The sequence below is a fragment of the bacterium genome (assembly GCA_009926305.1).
In the GTDB taxonomy this organism is placed as follows: domain Bacteria; phylum Bdellovibrionota_C; class UBA2361; order UBA2361; family RFPC01; genus RFPC01.
Map to the genome: position 1 here is coordinate 1 of RFPC01000025.1, position 16205 is coordinate 16205.

Annotated in this window: 18 protein-coding genes; 8 read left to right on the plus strand and 10 right to left on the minus strand. The window is 47.5% G+C overall.

Annotation, left to right across the window (positions count from 1 at the left end; genetic code table 11):
* Positions 1-176: 176 nt before the first annotated feature.
* Positions 177-500 carry a divalent-cation tolerance protein CutA gene (locus EBR25_05865; protein ID NBW40520.1) on the plus strand — a complete coding sequence of 108 codons (324 nt, stop codon included), beginning with the start codon at positions 177-179 and terminating at the stop codon, positions 498-500.
* Positions 501-631: 131 nt separating this feature from the next.
* Here EBR25_05865 and EBR25_05870 read toward each other — a convergent pair whose 3' ends face one another.
* Entirely contained in the window at positions 632-1123 is a 492-nt protein-coding gene (locus tag EBR25_05870) for a hypothetical protein (GenBank protein NBW40521.1), read from the minus strand.
* A 47-nt stretch (positions 1124-1170) separates the two neighbouring features.
* On the opposite strand from EBR25_05870, the gene EBR25_05875 reads away from it, so the two are divergent.
* The 6 genes from EBR25_05875 to EBR25_05900 all read left to right on the plus strand — a co-directional run bounded on the left by EBR25_05875 (position 1171) and on the right by EBR25_05900 (position 6986).
* Entirely contained in the window at positions 1171-1815 is a 645-nt protein-coding gene (locus tag EBR25_05875) for a phosphoribosylglycinamide formyltransferase (protein ID NBW40522.1), read from the plus strand.
* A gap of 210 nt (positions 1816-2025) precedes the next feature.
* The gene (locus EBR25_05880; protein NBW40523.1) at positions 2026-2733 is read left to right on the plus strand and encodes a metal-dependent hydrolase; all 708 of its coding nucleotides are present in this window, start codon (positions 2026-2028) and stop codon (positions 2731-2733) included.
* Between the two features lie 122 nt (positions 2734-2855).
* Positions 2856-4076, plus strand: a complete 1221-nt coding sequence (locus EBR25_05885; protein NBW40524.1) for a hypothetical protein — start codon at positions 2856-2858, stop codon at positions 4074-4076.
* Between the two features lie 205 nt (positions 4077-4281).
* The gene (locus EBR25_05890; protein NBW40525.1) at positions 4282-5109 is read left to right on the plus strand and encodes a DUF4398 domain-containing protein; all 828 of its coding nucleotides are present in this window, start codon (positions 4282-4284) and stop codon (positions 5107-5109) included.
* A gap of 111 nt (positions 5110-5220) precedes the next feature.
* A complete protein-coding gene (locus EBR25_05895) occupies positions 5221-5991 on the plus strand; it encodes a hypothetical protein (GenBank protein ID NBW40526.1) in 771 nt (256 codons plus the stop codon).
* A gap of 191 nt (positions 5992-6182) precedes the next feature.
* Positions 6183-6986 carry a hypothetical protein gene (locus tag EBR25_05900; protein NBW40527.1) on the plus strand — a complete coding sequence of 268 codons (804 nt, stop codon included), beginning with the start codon at positions 6183-6185 and terminating at the stop codon, positions 6984-6986.
* A gap of 18 nt (positions 6987-7004) precedes the next feature.
* Here the strand turns inward: EBR25_05900 and EBR25_05905 are convergent, their stop codons facing one another.
* The 4 genes from EBR25_05905 to EBR25_05920 form a co-directional block, all read right to left on the minus strand.
* A complete protein-coding gene (locus tag EBR25_05905; GenBank protein NBW40528.1) occupies positions 7005-8192 on the minus strand; it encodes a hypothetical protein in 1188 nt (395 codons plus the stop codon).
* Positions 8173-9120 carry a paraslipin gene (locus EBR25_05910; GenBank protein ID NBW40529.1) on the minus strand — a complete coding sequence of 316 codons (948 nt, stop codon included), beginning with the start codon at positions 9118-9120 and terminating at the stop codon, positions 8173-8175. The genes EBR25_05905 and EBR25_05910 overlap by 20 nt, the downstream gene beginning before the upstream one ends.
* A complete protein-coding gene (locus EBR25_05915; protein NBW40530.1) occupies positions 9120-9575 on the minus strand; it encodes an NfeD family protein in 456 nt (151 codons plus the stop codon). The genes EBR25_05910 and EBR25_05915 overlap by 1 nt, the downstream gene beginning before the upstream one ends.
* Before the next feature lie 91 nt (positions 9576-9666).
* Positions 9667-9915 carry a transcriptional regulator gene (locus EBR25_05920; GenBank protein ID NBW40531.1) on the minus strand — a complete coding sequence of 83 codons (249 nt, stop codon included), beginning with the start codon at positions 9913-9915 and terminating at the stop codon, positions 9667-9669.
* A 77-nt stretch (positions 9916-9992) separates the two neighbouring features.
* On the opposite strand from EBR25_05920, the gene EBR25_05925 reads away from it, so the two are divergent.
* Complete coding sequence (locus EBR25_05925; GenBank protein ID NBW40532.1) at positions 9993-10571, plus strand: hypothetical protein; 579 nt, start codon at positions 9993-9995, stop codon at positions 10569-10571.
* A gap of 55 nt (positions 10572-10626) precedes the next feature.
* On the opposite strand, the gene EBR25_05930 is transcribed toward EBR25_05925, so the two are convergent.
* The 5 genes from EBR25_05930 to hemA are packed head-to-tail and all read right to left on the minus strand — an operon-like array spanning position 10627 to position 16070.
* Positions 10627-11457: a heme-dependent peroxidase gene (locus EBR25_05930; GenBank protein ID NBW40533.1), complete on the minus strand. Its 831-nt coding sequence runs from the start codon at positions 11455-11457 to the stop codon at positions 10627-10629.
* A complete protein-coding gene (hemG, locus tag EBR25_05935; protein NBW40534.1) occupies positions 11435-12901 on the minus strand; it encodes a protoporphyrinogen oxidase in 1467 nt (488 codons plus the stop codon). The genes EBR25_05930 and hemG overlap by 23 nt, the downstream gene beginning before the upstream one ends.
* Positions 12898-13920, minus strand: coding sequence for a uroporphyrinogen decarboxylase (gene hemE / locus EBR25_05940; protein NBW40535.1), 1023 nt, complete (start codon positions 13918-13920; stop codon positions 12898-12900). The genes hemG and hemE overlap by 4 nt, the downstream gene beginning before the upstream one ends.
* Positions 13913-14833: a uroporphyrinogen-III synthase gene (locus EBR25_05945; GenBank protein NBW40536.1), complete on the minus strand. Its 921-nt coding sequence runs from the start codon at positions 14831-14833 to the stop codon at positions 13913-13915. The genes hemE and EBR25_05945 overlap by 8 nt, the downstream gene beginning before the upstream one ends.
* On the minus strand, positions 14775-16070 hold the full coding sequence (gene hemA, locus EBR25_05950) for a 5-aminolevulinate synthase (protein NBW40537.1): 1296 nt from the start codon (positions 16068-16070) through the stop codon (positions 14775-14777). Before hemA ends, EBR25_05945 begins: the two co-directional genes overlap by 59 nt.
* Positions 16071-16205 lie beyond the last annotated feature (135 nt).

A 16205-nucleotide genomic window follows, 5' to 3' on the forward strand; every position in this document is an offset into this window, starting at 1 on the left:
ACCCCTTACAACAGCACCCGAGAGAATAACCCCAGCAGTTGCAAATAGGAGAAAGAGAAAGGTACGGATTCCTTTATCTGGACAGAATATCAGATTTCCCATGAGACTCCTCCCAATATGAGTGTTACGCTTCTCTGGTTAAATAGGGTATCATACTCGCCTCGAATGGGAAGCCTATGATGGAAGCAAGAATCGTCTTATCAACCATTGCAGACAAGGAGCTGGGAGAATCGTTACTTACTCAACTCGTTTCCGAGGGCCTCATCGCCTGTGGGAATTTGGTAGCGGCAGGGGTTTCAATATACCAGTGGGAAGGGAAAATTGAAAAAACCGACGAGTGCCTACTGATTCTCAAGACCCAGTTAAAGTCCCTTGAAAAACTAGAGGAACAGTTTCATTCGATTCATCCCTATGAGGTTCCTGAGTTTGTCGTTCTTACTCCTGAATCGATATCATCGCCTTATCTACGCTGGCTGTTGGCTAACAGTAACGGTTGTTAGGCAACAGAAATTCTTCCTCATCTATCACTACGAGACCAAAGGGGGAGACCCCAAGGAGCGTGCAGAACAGACTTCATATAAACATGCACGATTTATGCTGTGACGAACAAAGAAGTGTTTTCGAGATTTCTTTACTCATCAGCATTATCCAACTCTTTGGCAGCGCCACCTCGCCTATCCAGGATGACTGACACAGACGGCGTAGTAGTATCTAGGGAAGATAGCCCTCCGTTGGAAACACTTGGCGACGGCACTGTTGGAGCAACTGGCGCATGGGGAGCAGTTGGAACAGGTGCTACCGGGACGGGGCCGACAGTAGTGATAACCTTGTGCCTCTTGCCACCACGCTCAACACTTTCACCAGGCAACACCGGTGGCAAACGCGTGTCTCTCCAGTCCGAACTCGTAGCCTTCGGTTCACCTTGAACAGGAGCCACTGCCTGTATCTGCGAGTTGGTCTTTCGCGGCGACTGAAAATGGCGCTCTCTTCCGGCACCGTCCTCGTCCGCGAGCAGAGGACTCGCAGCGAGGAAAGAGAAGCCGAGCATAGCCCCAAAAAGACCCGCTGCTAACGATTTGGGGAATCGACTCTGAGCGAACAAGATTTTAAATCTGGCATGCATAATTCACCTCTTTGCTAATCTCTCGTCAGTATATCATAGTCTTATCAATGAGCTGTAGAACAGTTGTTTTCATATCCGGCAGAGGCTCTAACCTCAAGGCTTTGCTCGCAAATCAGAGACACTTCTCGGTTGAGTGCGTATTGAGCAATCGAGAAGACGCGGCTGGGCTAATGTTTGCCGACGCTCAAGGCATCCCTACATTCACCGCACCTCGAGATGCATTTAACTCTGTGCGTGAACAAAAATCTGCGTTGTATAAAAAGACTGAAGAGTTACAACCCGACTTGATTCTTTTAGCGGGCTATATGCAAATTATTGATGCAGACTTTATCCATCAATATGAGAATCGCATTCTCAATATTCACCCTTCCCTTTTGCCGGCATTTCCGGGGCTTGAACCGCACCGAAAAGCAATTGAATCTGGTGCGCAGGACCATGGATGCACTGTGCACCTCGTCACACCCGAAGTCGATAGTGGCCCACTACTTGCTCAAATGAGCTGTGAGATACGGCAAGAAGAAACAGAGGAGTCCTTGGCATCACGGGTATTAGAATTGGAACATCAGCTCTATCCGTGGGTAGTGAACGCAATCGCTGGGAAAGAACTTATCTATCATGCTGATGGAAGACTAGAGAGTTCTGATGCTCTAAAGAAAGAGGCTACTGAGCGGAAAATTACAATCGCTCCCTAAGACCGCTCCCGAAGGCCTGGATGGTCATGTGGCCTTTACTCCCGAATATACTTCAGGTCTGGAGATCAGCTCATCTCTCATTACGAAAACCGCACTCGATGATTCTCATATTGCGCTGATGGCGTAATATCGAGCACACACCCCCCCTTTTCTCTCAGGTTTGTTCTGAGCTATGATCTAAACGAATCAAACACGACTCAGGAGGGGACGATGGGAATACGCGAGGTGAAATATTTAGGGCATTCAGCTGTACTCATCAATTACAACGAGAGCGTCATTGCGATAGACCCTTGGCTCGTCAATAATCCTGCATGCCCAGATGCATTGAAAACTCCCGAGCAGGTTGATCTTATTATTTTGACCCACGGACATAGTGATCATGCAAGTGAAGCCCCTGAACTGGCCAAGAGAACGGGGGCCGAAATAGTCGCAACGTACGAACTCTGTAACATCATGATCAGCGAAGGAGTTGATGGCTCTAAAGTTCACTACATGAATAAGGGTGGGACTATTGGGTGGAATGGACTCCAGATCACTCTTACTGATGCGAAGCACTCGAGTTCGTATGACCTTCCATCAGGCCCAGTGTACGCAGGAGAAGCATGTGGAATCATCGTGAACGATGGAACCACAACTCTTTACCATGCAGGAGATACTCTCCTCTTTAGGGATATGGAAAGTATCCGAGAACTCTACCATCCAGAGATCGCACTGCTTCCTATCGGCGATCGCTTCACTATGGGTCCGCATGAGGCTGCAAAAGCAGCGACCTTACTCGGCGTAAAGCACGCGATTCCAATTCATTACGGCACATTCGACCTCTTAACTGGAACTGCCGAGGAGTTCGTAACAGCGTGTAGCAAGTACGAAGTGGAGCCGCGGATCTTGGCTCCAGGAGAGACCTTCTCCATCTCATAGTGTGAACCTATGCTTTCTTCTCTCGTTTTGATACATTGCTATTTTCGCTCTATGGCATGAAATCGAAGCGATGAGAGGAATAAAGCTCGTGAAGGCGTCTCAATCATAAAAAAAACTCAGATATGAAAAAGCAACATCCAACGATTCTTCTTCTTGGCAATAACTCAGGGCGCAATCTTGGTGACGCTGCCATTCTCTCAGCTATTCTCGAAACAGTAACCAAAGAGATGCCAGATGCTCAATTTCTCGTCCCCAGTATTAAGCCTCAGTTCATTGATGCGCACTACGGGGCGCAGTATAACGTGAAAGGAATAAACTGCATGCCGTGGACTGGAAGTCTTCGGCTTTTTGGTCTTCCTACAGTTGCTGCTATTGCGAGAAGTGATGCCGCTCTCATCTGCGATGGAATTATCTTTGGCAAAGGATTTTGGAACCCCGCTTTTAACTTTCTCATCACACTTTTCCTCCTTTTACCTTTTTTCAAGCTCTTCAAGTGTAAGTTGGTTTGCTACAACTGTGGAATAGGACCGTTCCCAAGTGCTGTGAGTCGTAAGGCAGCTCGCATCGTTATGGATGGCTCTGACCTCGTTACCCTTCGCGATGAGGACAGCAAACAGCTCGCCGAAGATATCGGTGTTACTCAACCCCTATTGGTGACGGGAGACTCTGCCTTTACAAATCCTGTATCCTCAGATGATCGCGCGCAGGAGATATTAGAGGAGAATGGAATTCCGCTTGATGCACCACTACTCGGCATCAATGTGACTGTTTACATAGACTCTTGGTTGAAACCGGAAGAGCGGGTAGCTGGGGCTGACACGCTCTTGCACAAGATTGCAGAAGCAGCGGAGCGGCTAAAAGAGGCTGCCGGGGCATATCCCGTTATTTTCTCGACTCAGCCCATGGATGAGGCAACCTCTCATAAGCTTGGAAAGATGATCAATGCCCCGGTTATTGATAACTCGCGCTATCTCAGCCATGACATTCAGGCAGTTATGCGTCGCTGTGAACTCCTCGTAGGAATGCGATTCCACTCCCTTGTTCTTGCCTCTGCAGTTGGAGTGCCAGTTGTAGGGATGATTTACGCTCCCAAAGTACGTGGCTATTTACGCTTATTACGGTGCGCTGAGTATGGATTAGAGCTTCAAGATATCACCTCGGGAGCGCTGTTTGCTAAGCTGCCGAAAGCCTGGAGCGAACGAATACAGGTAAAAACTCGTCAACAGGAAATTGTAAAGGGCTTAACTCATGGAGCAGAATCAGCTGCTCGACTACTTCGAGAAGTGATAACAGGAGAAAGCCCGACAGTAGAGAATCAAACGAGCTGCCATTCAGTCAGTTAACTTTGAGAGAGAGCAAAGAGCGGTATCTCTGTGACAACATGTTAGGGAACAGTCCCGTCGCTTCCAAAAAAAATTTCAAGAAGCCCACTCTTCAATCTTCCATTACTTATCGTTCAGGCTCTCTGGTATCTGCTGAAAGTCATACCAACCATCCATAGCTCCTGCTAACTCCATAGTACTCGTATGATGGTAAGAGGCTTAGGATATGACACAACGACCGCTAGGCAGACTGTTTCTTATGATCATGTGCTCTCTGCTTGGCCTGTTTTTTTTATTTGGAAGCTGCTCTCTCTCCCTTCCTCCGACACTGAAGAGCACTCGGATGAGAGTTCAAGAACTCCAGCAAGACCCATTCATTCAAGAGTATGCTCATGAAGAGATGGCTGAGGCTGAAAGGGCTATGAGGTATGCAGAACTCCGTTGGGAAGAAGTTCAAGATCCCGAAGAGGTCAGCATGCTTACAAGACAAACAGAACGATTACTAGATGATACTATGGTTATTGCTGAAGAACGCGCTTCGCTCCAAAATGGAGCCCAACGAGCACGTCTCCGCTTTCGACAACCCTCTGACTCACATTCTTCCTCAGAGGGAGTTTTCAATCCACAAAAGCTGAATATTGAGCACAGCGCTATTGGCTTAGAAACTAGGCTCAAAGACCAAGCAAAGAGTCCTGACAAAGAAATCTACCTCTCCCTCCGAAGTGACCTTTTGTTTGAACACAACACAGATCTGCTGAATGAAGAAATACCTCTCTCTCTTGAACCGATCGTTTCTTACCTTGCGACACATCCCGAACAGCACATTCGCATTGAAGGCCATACTGATAGCACGGATGATATGGTATTCAACAAGGAGTTCAGTGAGGCAAGAGCACGGCGCATCGTGAACTTTCTAACCGAGCGAGGGATTGCAAGGACGAGAATACAGTTTCAGGGGCTCGGAGAGGAATACCCAGTTGCATCAAATAGCACCTCATCAGGAAGATTACGAAATCGCAGGATCGACCTCTTCATTTTTACTCCCAAAAATTAGAACAATCTCAGATCTAGAGGTCACACATTGGATAAATAGCCCATAACCATAAGGATGGATTATGAGAATAACAGGGCACACGGGAGAGAACATGGGTCGAAAATATCGGCTATGGACCTCTTGCGGCAACAAGACCCGAATGCCGACTCCAGCCAACTGAGCGATACTCTTCAAAGAATTAAGGCTATCTGTAAAGCTCGCCCAGATACGTTCTCAGAACTTACCGCGTCTCTCAGTGTAGAATTTACTCTTTTTGAACACCCCTCTCTTTCATTTCGTAACAACGTACAAAAAGACCGCGTAATGAAGCTTTGGGATGAAGCGACGAGAGCTGTCCCAGTAGAACACCATGACATCAAAAAACTAAGCTCCCTTGAAGAAATGGTTCGATCTGGGTGGAAGATTTCTCTAGCAGAAAAGCAAATGATGGAAACTGCTGCAATACAGATTAGAGAACATGGAGTAGAAAAAGGATATCTTCTTGATTCTGAAAAATCTCTCTTAAATGAGGCGTCGAAATATCGAGAAGATTTCGATGCTCGCCTTCCTAAGGGTCCAACCTTTGAGGAACTTGGTCTTGTCTGGAAGTGGAACAACGAACGGTGGGAGCCGGCTCATCATAATACCCGTTTTCGCAACTCAACGTTCGCTACCCTACCGCCGCGGTATTTTCAGGAGTGTCGAAAACGTCTTAAAAGCGGAGCAGCCTCTCCCGAGTCTCAAATCCTCGATGATATCTACAAGAGGTGCATTGACCTCCAGAAAAAGGGTTCTTCCAACGGAAAAAACTGGGACGCCTTTCTCAGCGAGTTACAAACGCGGTATCCGACCCCCGATTCACGTTCTGAGGACCCGGGTTCGCAGGTCTCACCGCCCTTTTGAGAGTGGACAAAACTCCCCCCATCTATATGAAATCATTGATAGAAGATAGCGATGTGCAATTCAGCGAACGATGTTCTATAACCAAGGGGAGGAACTGGGATTAACGTAGGGGGGATCTGTTCGTTCCCTATCATGGAATCCCACGTCAATTCTTCTTCATACTAAGATTCTTATCTGATGGATGAGTGACTATGCCTAACTTTGATGACCGAGAGCAACACGATCAAAACATCCCAGACTTACTTTCGGATAGTTCGCTTACTGGTCCTTCACTCACGGAACCAGCTTGGGTGCTCGACTCTGTACAGGCGACCAACACCATTGCCATGGGACTCGATTATGGCTTTCTCAAAACGGCACGATTCTTTTGTGAGACCAGAGAAATTGTATTTATCCATGCGGACGAATGCGCTCCCACTCAGAAGTTTGATATTCCTGATGTGGTCTTTCGAGAACTTCTACGCACATTTTGTGCTCGAGCAGAGTACCAAGACGATCATAAAGAACTGAGGGTATCAGATATCACCTACCAGACTTCAGGCGGAGAAGAACGGAATATCTCGGTCTATAGCGACTATAACCGACTCAATCTCAAATCGAGTCAAGAAGGGTGGTCAATAACCGAAATTTCGCTGAAACAAGGCTCCGTTCAGAAGAGTTATCCAAAAGACTCGGAGCTAGGACATCTGGAAGAAGTATTTCAAAGAATAAAAGCTTCCTCTAACGTGACGGCGCTGTATTATCAAATTGAGGAGCAATTACAGAGCCCGACTTCACCCAATACCGAGGAAGCCCACCTCCGGATCATCGATCGAAATGGCTCTGAACAGGTATTTATCGAAGATTTCAAAACCGCAGAGGCTGCTGAAGAAACGATGGAATACCTCGAACAGAGATTGTCCGGAATTGGATTTCACCTCAACAGCTACTATAAGAAAGAGGATCCTCTTTCCCTTCCATACTGGAGGTTGCAAATTCATCGCATTGCCATGTAATGCTCTGTTCTCTTACCTCTAGGGGGCAGTCGATAGGTTAGAATAGTTGATTACTAATTCACGAGGATGTTTGCCAGTAGTGAGAGTCGCATCATGATCAGACAAGAGAACTTGAAGAGCTTTCGAAGCTTCTTGAACATCATGATCGGTATCGAAAGATAGGTTCCAGCTTTGTACTATGAATTCGGAGTCCGCATCTCGCCCAAGAGTTATACAATCACTCTGTAGGCCACGAGCAGCTAAAAAACTCGTATGAGGGTCTACAACCGTTTCTAATAGGCTTCGCAATGCATACTCTCCAATTTCTCTATTCCCTTCTCCTCTGCTCTTACAACCTTGCCCCTCTTTCGCTTGAACTCCATTTTGCTTATTTTTCTTCACCCTTTGCACATAAGCTTTCGGATCGATAATCTCGCTGGTGCTCAGTGGTGGATTAGACAAGATCGCGTCTCTTGTTATTTCTGGAAACATACGATTGATACGTGGCCAGAAAAGCGCTCCATAATCGTACTGGAAATAAAAAAGCCGCTTTATGCTCAGAGGGATCTCGCACGCATTGGCTTGTGGCTTTAACCGAAAACTCTCTGGGAGAGCCGTTTGTCGTGATACTGCTTGGAGCTTCCCGAGGTAACGATCTTCGACATTCAGCGCTTCGCCTTCAAGCATGGCACCGAGAGCAAGCGCAGAATCGGTGAAAATGCCCCTGAATCGCTCATCATTCGAAAAATCAACTTGTTCCCGTTGAAGGAAATGCACTGCCTCATGTACGAGTATGGGAAACGGCACATCAAACCAATTAGGGATAAAAATGGTATTTCTCGTGGGAGAGTAAAAGGCTGATGCCTCTCGTGTATAGGCTGCAAAGATACATGCAGCATAAGAATAGTCGCTTGGTATTAGTCCAATTCGCTTAAAGATCCTGCTCTCAATCTCAAGCTCTTCAGTTGTAACCTCTGCTGCAAGCAGCTCGCTACCGATCTGTACAAACTCATGACGCGTTAGACTTTGACAAAGCGGAAGAGCGTTGCCTGGTCTTCCTAACAACTGACGCGCTTCCTTTACTGCAAGGACGATTGCTGCGCATGGATCAGGTGTAGTTTCTCTCTGTGCTACTGGCAATCTGAAACATCCAGTACACACCAATAGAATCAGGAATGTGCTAAAAGCGAGTGTCTGCCGTCTGCGATTATGATGAAAGAAAATCATCTTTCTTTGTCTCTGGCTGGTGTTGTATTACTGACATAGCCGTAGCGACCATGCCAGCTATATCAGAGACATTACTTGGAAGCAGCATCGTATTATTCGCCTTTGCAAGCTTACCAAATTGCAACAGATAGTTTTCTGCCACTCTCAGCTGAACGGCTTCAAATCCACCGGGAACATGAACTGCTGCTGCAACTTGCTTTAATCCCTCGGCAGTCGCTTCTGCGACAGATAGTATTGCAGCTGCCTCCCCCTCCGCTTCATTAATTTGTTGTTGCTTCGCTGCTTCTGAGGCTTTAATCACTTTCTGCTTTTCACCTTCAGCATTGTTGATGGCAGCATCCCTCTCCCCCTCAGAGGTGAGAATCACCGCTCGCTTCTCACGCTCCGCACGCATCTGCTTTTCCATTGCATTGATAACATCTTGAGGTGGCGTAATGTTGCTAATCTCATACCGAAGCACCTTAATACCCCACGGCTCCGTTGCTTTATCAAGTTCACTTACCACTTGAGTATTTATCTGAGCGCGCTCCTCAAACGTTTTATCGAGATCGATTCGTCCAATTTCACTACGAAGTGTCGTCTGGCATAGCTGAGATATGGCAAAAACAAAATTATCAATGCCGTATGAAGCTCGCTCCGCATTGAGCACTTTGAAATAAATTACGCCATCTATGCCGACCTGAACATTATCTCGCGTGATACAGATCTGTTCTGGAATATCTGCAGCAACTTCCTTAAGAGAGTGTCGGTATCGAACAACGTCAATGAAGGGAATGAGGATATGAAACCCAGCTCCCAGTGTTGAATGGAACTTCCCCAGACGCTCAACAACGTATGCGCTCTGCTGAGGAACAACCAGTGCTATCTTGAAAATAATAAAAATTGCCAATACGACAAAGACGAGCACTACGCTAAATGTTGCTCCCATTATTCTTCGCTCCCTGATTCTCTAGTAAGACGCCTTACACGTAATTCAAGCCCCTCAACGGCCTCTACAATACACTCAGAGCCAGCTGCGATAACCTCTGAGTCGGTATTATATGCACTCCAAGAGCTCCCTCTCATATCCACTTTCCCTCGTGCTTGAGGAGGCAGATCAGCACTTGCAATTGCTTTCCCGCCGACGACCTCATCCATATCGGTAAAGGATTTTGTTACAGCAACCCTTTTTACAAGTCGTTGACGAACAACGGTTAAAAATCCAAGGGCGAGCACGGCAAAGGTCAACCAGGACATCCAAGGCTGTGAAAAGAGCTCAAGTCCCGTGAGAGCGCTCACAACAAGTGCTGAAACGCCAAGAAAGAAGAGAAAAAAATCAGCCGGCACTACCATCTCGAAAGCAAGAAGTATAAAGCCAGCTATCGCCCATCCCCACCATTCCATAAGTAATTCTCCTGAAGATTCAGGTCGGACAGAGTGGAAAGAGACTTGAACTGAATAGCCCTAAGATAAAACGACGGTACACGGGGAGGGGCTAAATTCCCGTTCGCTTTTTTAGCTCTCGAGCTCCTCGAGAAACGGTTGCAATCCCCACCCCGAGCTTTGCTGCAATATCACGCTGGGTGTATCCTTGCTCAAGGAGGCGCAGAATCTGATAGCGGTGCGAAATCTCCTCCAGCTCACGAGGGGTCAAAATCTGCTCGAGGAAATCAAGCAACTCGTCCCTTCCCTGAACCTTATGCAGTTCCTTGATAAACTCCTGAACCGGCTTATTTTTTTTCATCACTCCTTTAACCCTTCCTCGATTGACAACAGGTTTGTTTCAGCGTACTAGTACGGCGAGTAATTGGAGCCATCACTATGTACCATCGAAACACACCTCGTCCAGAGAATTCTAATCCAGACCCCCTTCATGGTGAACCCATTAATCAAGAAACTCACCTCGCCAGAGAGGCATCCAGACCGTTTGCAGAAGAGCACTTTTTGAGTAAAGGATTTAATTCCCTGCCTTTTGGAATCCATCAACCCTCTACCGCTGCTGGACCCATGCTCCTTCACTATCCTCAGAACACGCATGTGTATCCCGTTTTCTCAGGAGGATGCATCGCTCTCGTTGGTGGAGAACGTTTTGTTTCTGCGTGGGGTGGCTCTAAGCCCCTTGGTGTGGTGATGCTTGAATCGTGTACCGAGGAAGATGTAATTCGTGTAGTGAGTGCTCTCGGAAGCGAAGTAAAAAATATCTCTAGACTCTCAATACCTCTCGAACAACACGAAAAGATTTCTACTCATGAAGTCGGTGACACTGTTCCAGATACAAAGGTCTTCTCCGCATCAATTCCTCCAATGATGGCGACATACATTGCGTTCACGGCAAGAAGCGTGGAGTTTCTGAAGAGAGGCTCATCCCCTGAATCACCCCTTCTCACTATCTCTCTATAAGTTATCGAAAGATCTCGAACCGTGAGTTGCAAACCCTAATATGTCTTGCTCCCAGCTACTTCGGCAACTTCCCAGAGAAATATTCAGCAAGCCGATTGGCTGGAAGACGCACTCCCAAATAGAACTTCCCAAACTCTCCGTAAAGAGAAGTCGCATCATCAAAACGCATCTCGTACACCAAATCTTTAAAATTCTGCGGTGATTCAGAGAAGAGATCTACCCCCCACTCCCAATCATCAAATCCAATGGAACCAGTAATGACCTGCCTTACCCGGCCAGCATAACGCCGACCCGTCATGCCGTGCTCCATCATCAACTCTGCGCGATGATCCAGCTCTTCGTGATACCAGTTGAATTTTTCCCCTCTTCTTTTATCCATCGGATAGAAACAGATATATCGCGTATCAGGGATTTCCGTGAATCGACGCTCAAGAAGGTGCTCTTTGTGCGGCTCCATCTTCGCTTTGTAGGCATTGTCCCATTCTTCAGTATGAGGTTTAAGCCCCTGCTCCCGAAGGGCCCTCACAATATTTTTTGTTGTATGGTACATGCCAAGTTCCACAACCGAAACATAAGAGTCCTGTTCTTTCAGGTATTCAGCTATAGACAACTGTGAGAGATCGAGCTCTACCTGCGCACAATCAGAAAACTCTGGGCGAAAATGCAAAAAGAGAATTCCTCCTTTGTGTCCTAGGACATGATATGCCGCAGATTGACCTCGCTCCGAATCATAAAGATGGCTTTGCTCCAAGTACTGCACGAGCTCGGCTACAATCTCTTCCCTTGCCTCTTCTGCAAGACGCTTTAAGCCAACCCAATCAATACCAAAAAACTGATGAAGCACTGCCCAACCATCAGCAGTATCAGGCGCAAACTGTCTTCCCATATCTCTCCTCCTCGTCCTTTTTCTCCTCGACTTTCCTCAGAAAATCTTTATCCGCTCGGTCTGAAGAGCTCTGGCATGAGCGATCCATCCCTCGAAGATTATTTAAAATACTATGAGCCACCCGATATGACTCCTTCACACAGTCCGGTATTCCGACGCCTCGATAAGAGGTTCCGACGATGCTTAATCGCGGGAAAGGCTCTAGCGCAGCTGTAATCTGCTCTAGCCGTTCAGCATGGCCACATGCATATTGAGGCAAGCCCCTGTCCCATCGAGCTATCGTCTCATACTGAGGAGCCACTTCATAGCCGAGCTTGTGTGTAATCTCCTCGTGAGCGGCTGTTAATAAATCTTCATCAGAAACGGTAGATACTCCCCCATTTCTTCCGAAGAATATCCGGACCAGGAGCGTTTCTTTATCATTCCCTCGTCGAAAATCCCATTTCTCAGACGAGTAGGTACATCCCGTTACATATCCCCCCTCATCTGAAGAAAGTAAATACCCACTACCCGTCGGACTTTGCTTCACGTGCTTTTCCGACAACACCATAGTCACTACGGCTGACGACGCATGCTGTATAGCACTTAATTTTTCCGCAAGAACGGGCGAGAGCTCCTCCAATAGGTTTGCAGAAACCCACGACGGAGTTGCTAGTACAAGCTGATCAAATTCCGCTGAGTCCCCCCTGGAAAATTCAACTCGATATCGTCCTTCGGTCGTCTGAAGGACTCTCTGAATCTGCGCATTCGTCTGTATGTTTGTCCGTTTCAGATTCTGACGTAATGCCTGAGGAAGCATTCCCATTCCATCTTTAAACGAGATAAAGCGCGCTCGATGATACTTTCCTCCCTTCGACTTGCTTCTATTCGCCATGTCTGGATACAAAGCACAAAAACTTAACTCATCAGCATTTCCGCTGTGGATTCCACCAAAAACCGTCTCGAAGAAATACTTCGAGACTTCTTTGCCGTATCTGCTTCGAAGAGTCGTTGCAATCGAGGGATCTCCATTAAGGGATGGCGAGAAAATCAGGTCGTACAACCCTCTCACCGTTGCCATACACTTTCCGTACAGCGAAAATAGAGAGCATCGCCAGAGAGCCATCAAGTTTTTAGGCATCCCTTGAAGCATTCCTAGAGGAACCCGATGAAGGACTCCTGCTCTTTGAATGGAGAAGGTTTTCTGTAGTGGTGAAATGATTTGACTCGATAGCCCGGTTTCTTCCAACAAGGCTTCTAACGGGGAACCCGCTCTCAGCAGCAACGAATCAGCCCCTCTCTCTATCACCTCCCCATTGGGACCGAGATCGGTCTGAACTTTACCTCCAAGTGAGTCGGCAGCTTCGAGGAGGGAGATATCGGCTTCAACATCTCCCCTTTCCAGAAAATAGGCCAGGGAGAGGCCAGAGACACCCCCGCCAACAATTCCGATTTTATGCGTCATCGGGCACTCTTCTCATGCACATAGTCAACAAGAAACTCGACATTCTTCTCAGGTGTTCCGGGCAAGACTCCGTGTCCGAGATTAAAGATATGTCCTGGTCGATTTGCTACTTCGGCAAGAATGCGATCAACCTCTTTACGAATGCGCGCTTGATCACAAAAGAGTATTGCAGGATCAAGATTGCCTTGAACCGCACATCGATATTCTAGCCGCTCCCAGCTCTCCGCCAGAGGAGTTCTCCAATCAATACCGATCACATCCCCCCCTGCTCTCTGCATGAGAGGCAGAAGAGAAGCGGTTCCTGTGCCGAAATGAATTAACGGCACCCCATTCTTCCCTACTTCTTCAAAAAGTGTCTTCATCTGCGGAAGAAGGTATTGCTCATAAGCGACTGGATGGAGCGCCCCCACCCAGCTATCAAAAAGCTGTAGCGCATCCGCTCCGGCACGAGCCTGTAAACCGAGATAGTCAACGGTTACCTTCACTAAGTGATCCATGAGCTGTTGCCATGCTTCTGGAAATTGATACATAAACTGCCGAACATGCTTAAAGTCCTTAGAAGGCTTTCCTTCAATCAGGTAAGCAGCCAGTGTGAACGGAGCTCCTGCAAACCCTATCAAGGGAATCTTGAGTTCTTTCTTGAGCAGCGTAATTGCTTGAGTGATAAAAGGAAGCCGCTCGTCCACTGAAAACTCTGTAAGACGGTTCACATCTTCAGGATTACGGATTGGTTCTTCGATCACTGGGCCAACCCCTGGAACAATATCAAAATCAACACTCATCCCAAGGAACGGGATAGTTATATCGGAAAAGAGAATCGCCGAGTCAACTCCAAACTGTTCAACTGGAAGGAGCGTGACCCGAGTGACCTCTTCAGGTTCTTGACACAACTCAAGCATTGAGTACTTCGCCCGTATCTTTCGGTAGCTCGCTTGATATCGCCCAGCTTGCCTCATCAGCCATACAGGAGTGTATTCGGTAGGCTGACGACGACATGCTTGTAAAAAAGTATCATTCATTACTCTCTCCGTGAGTCTCTTCTCGACATTTCATTGCTTCGTATTCAATCATCGCATCAATTATCCCATCAGTAGTATAGCGACTGGCGGAAATAACAGTGCGAGCCCCAAACTCTTTCGCGGTCTTACTCGTGATTGGCCCGATACTAACTACTGGCACCTCCTGCAACCAGGAGAGGCAACCTGCTTTCTCTAACAATCCGTGCAATCCACAGACCGTTGACGAGCTCGTCACCGTAATGAAATCAGGCTTAGAGATCGATTTCAACTTCTCCACCATCGCGGGATCCTCATTCGGAATCACTCCATAGGTTGGCACTTCCGTAACGGCACCACCCCGTCTCTTCAACTCTTCTGGCAGCCACTTACGAGCAATATCTGCTCTAGGGAGGAGAAAGCGCTTACCGGCTATTTCGTCTAGAGCACTCGGAATTGCATCAGAGATGAACTCATCGGGAACGAGTTGTGGAGATATACCATGCGCCTGTAATCGAGCAGCGGTTGCTGGACCGATTGCAATGATTCCCACTTGGTGTCTTATCTTCTCTACTGTCTCCGTTTCGGTACAGGCGGCCATCACGGCATCGACTCCGTTCACACTTGTAAAAATAATCCAATCAAAGCCTTCAATTTCCTGGAGACTCTTCAAGAGTGCCTTTCCATGAGGGTGTTCTTTCTTAAAAGGAGACAGACAAATGGCAGGTATAGTGATTGGAACACCCCCCACCTGAGTAATTCGCTGCTCAAAATCCTCGGCTTGATGCTCTGGTCGCGTCACAAGAACTGCTCTTTCAGCCAGTGGCAACACAGCTTCTGTACGTGCTATTTGATTATTGCTCACAGAGATGCCTCGACTAGGAGATGACATGTTGCCCCGAGACAATCTTTCCATCTTGCAGGGTATTCGGCTCATCGAGCGGATTCAGGGGAAGCCCGAATTCGCTCCATGCACGCAACAGCGCTTCTCGAAGAGATTCCATGTGCGCTTTTGTGTGAAGCGGAGTTGGTGTGATTCGAAGACGCTCGGTACCTGCTGGTACTGTCGGATAATTAATCGGTTGGATGTATATATCCTCATGCTCAAGAAGGTAATCGGTAACGGCCTTACACGTGCCTGAGTTCCGAACCATAAGAGGAATAATATGGCTTTCTGTCTGAAGAATCGGCAAACCTACCTCCGCAAGCATATGCTTTAGCTCTCTTGCGTTTCTTTGGTGGAGGTCACGTTCCTCTGAACTTTCCTGAAGATGTCGAATAGAAGCCAGTGCGCCTGCTGCGATGACGGGAGGCAGAGAAGTGGTAAAGATAAAACCTGTTCCAAAGCTTCGGATAACATCGATGAGCAAGCTTGATCCCGTTACGAATCCCCCAACAACTCCGTATCCCTTCCCGAGACCGCCCTGGATAACATCCACACGGTCTGTCAGTCCGCATGCCTGAGCATAGCCACCGCCTTTGTGACCATATAACCCTACTCCATGAGTCTCATCCAGGTATGTAAGCGCATTATACTCGTTTGCTAAATCACAAATCGCTTCAATCGGCCCAAAATCTCCACTCATTGAGTAGACAGATTCGAAGGCAATAATTTTCGGACGTTCTGGGGACACGCTTTTCAGTAACCGTTCAAGATGTGCAAGATCATTGTGCTCAAAAATATACTTTTCCGCCTTGCTGCCTCGAATCCCCTGGATCATCGAAGCGTGATTCTCGGAGTCTGAAAACACTACGCACCCAGGGAGGCTGCGCGCAAGTGTTGAGAGCGCAGTGACATTCGCAACATACCCTGAGGAAAATGCTAAAGCTGCTTCTTTATCATGAAGTGAAGCGAGCTCTGCTTCCAATTCGACAATCGTTTCGTGATTTCCAGCGATATTTCGTGTTCCACCAGAGCCAGCGCCCGAAGAGTCTAGAGATTCGTGCATTGCTTGCAGCACGTTTGAATGATGACCCATACCGAGATAGTCGTTACTGCACCATACTACTACCTGGCGGGAGTCTTCCTCTCCCTGAAAGGTTACCTCTGGGAAGGTCCCTACTTTCCGTTTCAAATTTGCGAATACGCGGTACCGCCCCTCTCGATGAAGCCCATCAATAAGCTGTTGAAGCGTCTCCTGGTATTGAAATCCATTCGCTTTTTCTTCAGACATGGGGCTCCTCCACAATAATTGAAAACCGCTTATCTGCCCGTTACGATTCAGAATCTCACACGTTCGGTTTTGAAGAGTAGATGGCGTTCGGTCACAGAACCGAAAAGGATAAAATTTTTCACGGAAACTAGGTGT

What these genes read in the sequence shown, in the direction of transcription:
- EBR25_05865 (NBW40520.1), top strand. Translation starts at nt 177, where the DNA reads ATGATGGAAGCAAGAATCGTCTTATCAACCATTGCAGACAAGGAGCTG.
- EBR25_05870 (NBW40521.1), bottom strand. Translation starts at nt 1,123, where the DNA reads ATGCATGCCAGATTTAAAATCTTGTTCGCTCAGAGTCGATTCCCCAAA.
- EBR25_05875 (NBW40522.1), top strand. Translation starts at nt 1,171, where the DNA reads ATGAGCTGTAGAACAGTTGTTTTCATATCCGGCAGAGGCTCTAACCTC.
- EBR25_05880 (NBW40523.1), top strand. Translation starts at nt 2,026, where the DNA reads ATGGGAATACGCGAGGTGAAATATTTAGGGCATTCAGCTGTACTCATC.
- EBR25_05885 (NBW40524.1), top strand. Translation starts at nt 2,856, where the DNA reads ATGAAAAAGCAACATCCAACGATTCTTCTTCTTGGCAATAACTCAGGG.
- EBR25_05890 (NBW40525.1), top strand. Translation starts at nt 4,282, where the DNA reads ATGACACAACGACCGCTAGGCAGACTGTTTCTTATGATCATGTGCTCT.
- EBR25_05895 (NBW40526.1), top strand. Translation starts at nt 5,221, where the DNA reads ATGGACCTCTTGCGGCAACAAGACCCGAATGCCGACTCCAGCCAACTG.
- EBR25_05900 (NBW40527.1), top strand. Translation starts at nt 6,183, where the DNA reads ATGCCTAACTTTGATGACCGAGAGCAACACGATCAAAACATCCCAGAC.
- EBR25_05905 (NBW40528.1), bottom strand. Translation starts at nt 8,192, where the DNA reads ATGATTTTCTTTCATCATAATCGCAGACGGCAGACACTCGCTTTTAGC.
- EBR25_05910 (NBW40529.1), bottom strand. Translation starts at nt 9,120, where the DNA reads ATGGGAGCAACATTTAGCGTAGTGCTCGTCTTTGTCGTATTGGCAATT.
- EBR25_05915 (NBW40530.1), bottom strand. Translation starts at nt 9,575, where the DNA reads ATGGAATGGTGGGGATGGGCGATAGCTGGCTTTATACTTCTTGCTTTC.
- EBR25_05920 (NBW40531.1), bottom strand. Translation starts at nt 9,915, where the DNA reads ATGAAAAAAAATAAGCCGGTTCAGGAGTTTATCAAGGAACTGCATAAG.
- EBR25_05925 (NBW40532.1), top strand. Translation starts at nt 9,993, where the DNA reads ATGTACCATCGAAACACACCTCGTCCAGAGAATTCTAATCCAGACCCC.
- EBR25_05930 (NBW40533.1), bottom strand. Translation starts at nt 11,457, where the DNA reads ATGGGAAGACAGTTTGCGCCTGATACTGCTGATGGTTGGGCAGTGCTT.
- hemG (NBW40534.1), bottom strand. Translation starts at nt 12,901, where the DNA reads ATGACGCATAAAATCGGAATTGTTGGCGGGGGTGTCTCTGGCCTCTCC.
- hemE (NBW40535.1), bottom strand. Translation starts at nt 13,920, where the DNA reads ATGAATGATACTTTTTTACAAGCATGTCGTCGTCAGCCTACCGAATAC.
- EBR25_05945 (NBW40536.1), bottom strand. Translation starts at nt 14,833, where the DNA reads ATGAGCCGAATACCCTGCAAGATGGAAAGATTGTCTCGGGGCAACATG.
- hemA (NBW40537.1), bottom strand. Translation starts at nt 16,070, where the DNA reads ATGTCTGAAGAAAAAGCGAATGGATTTCAATACCAGGAGACGCTTCAA.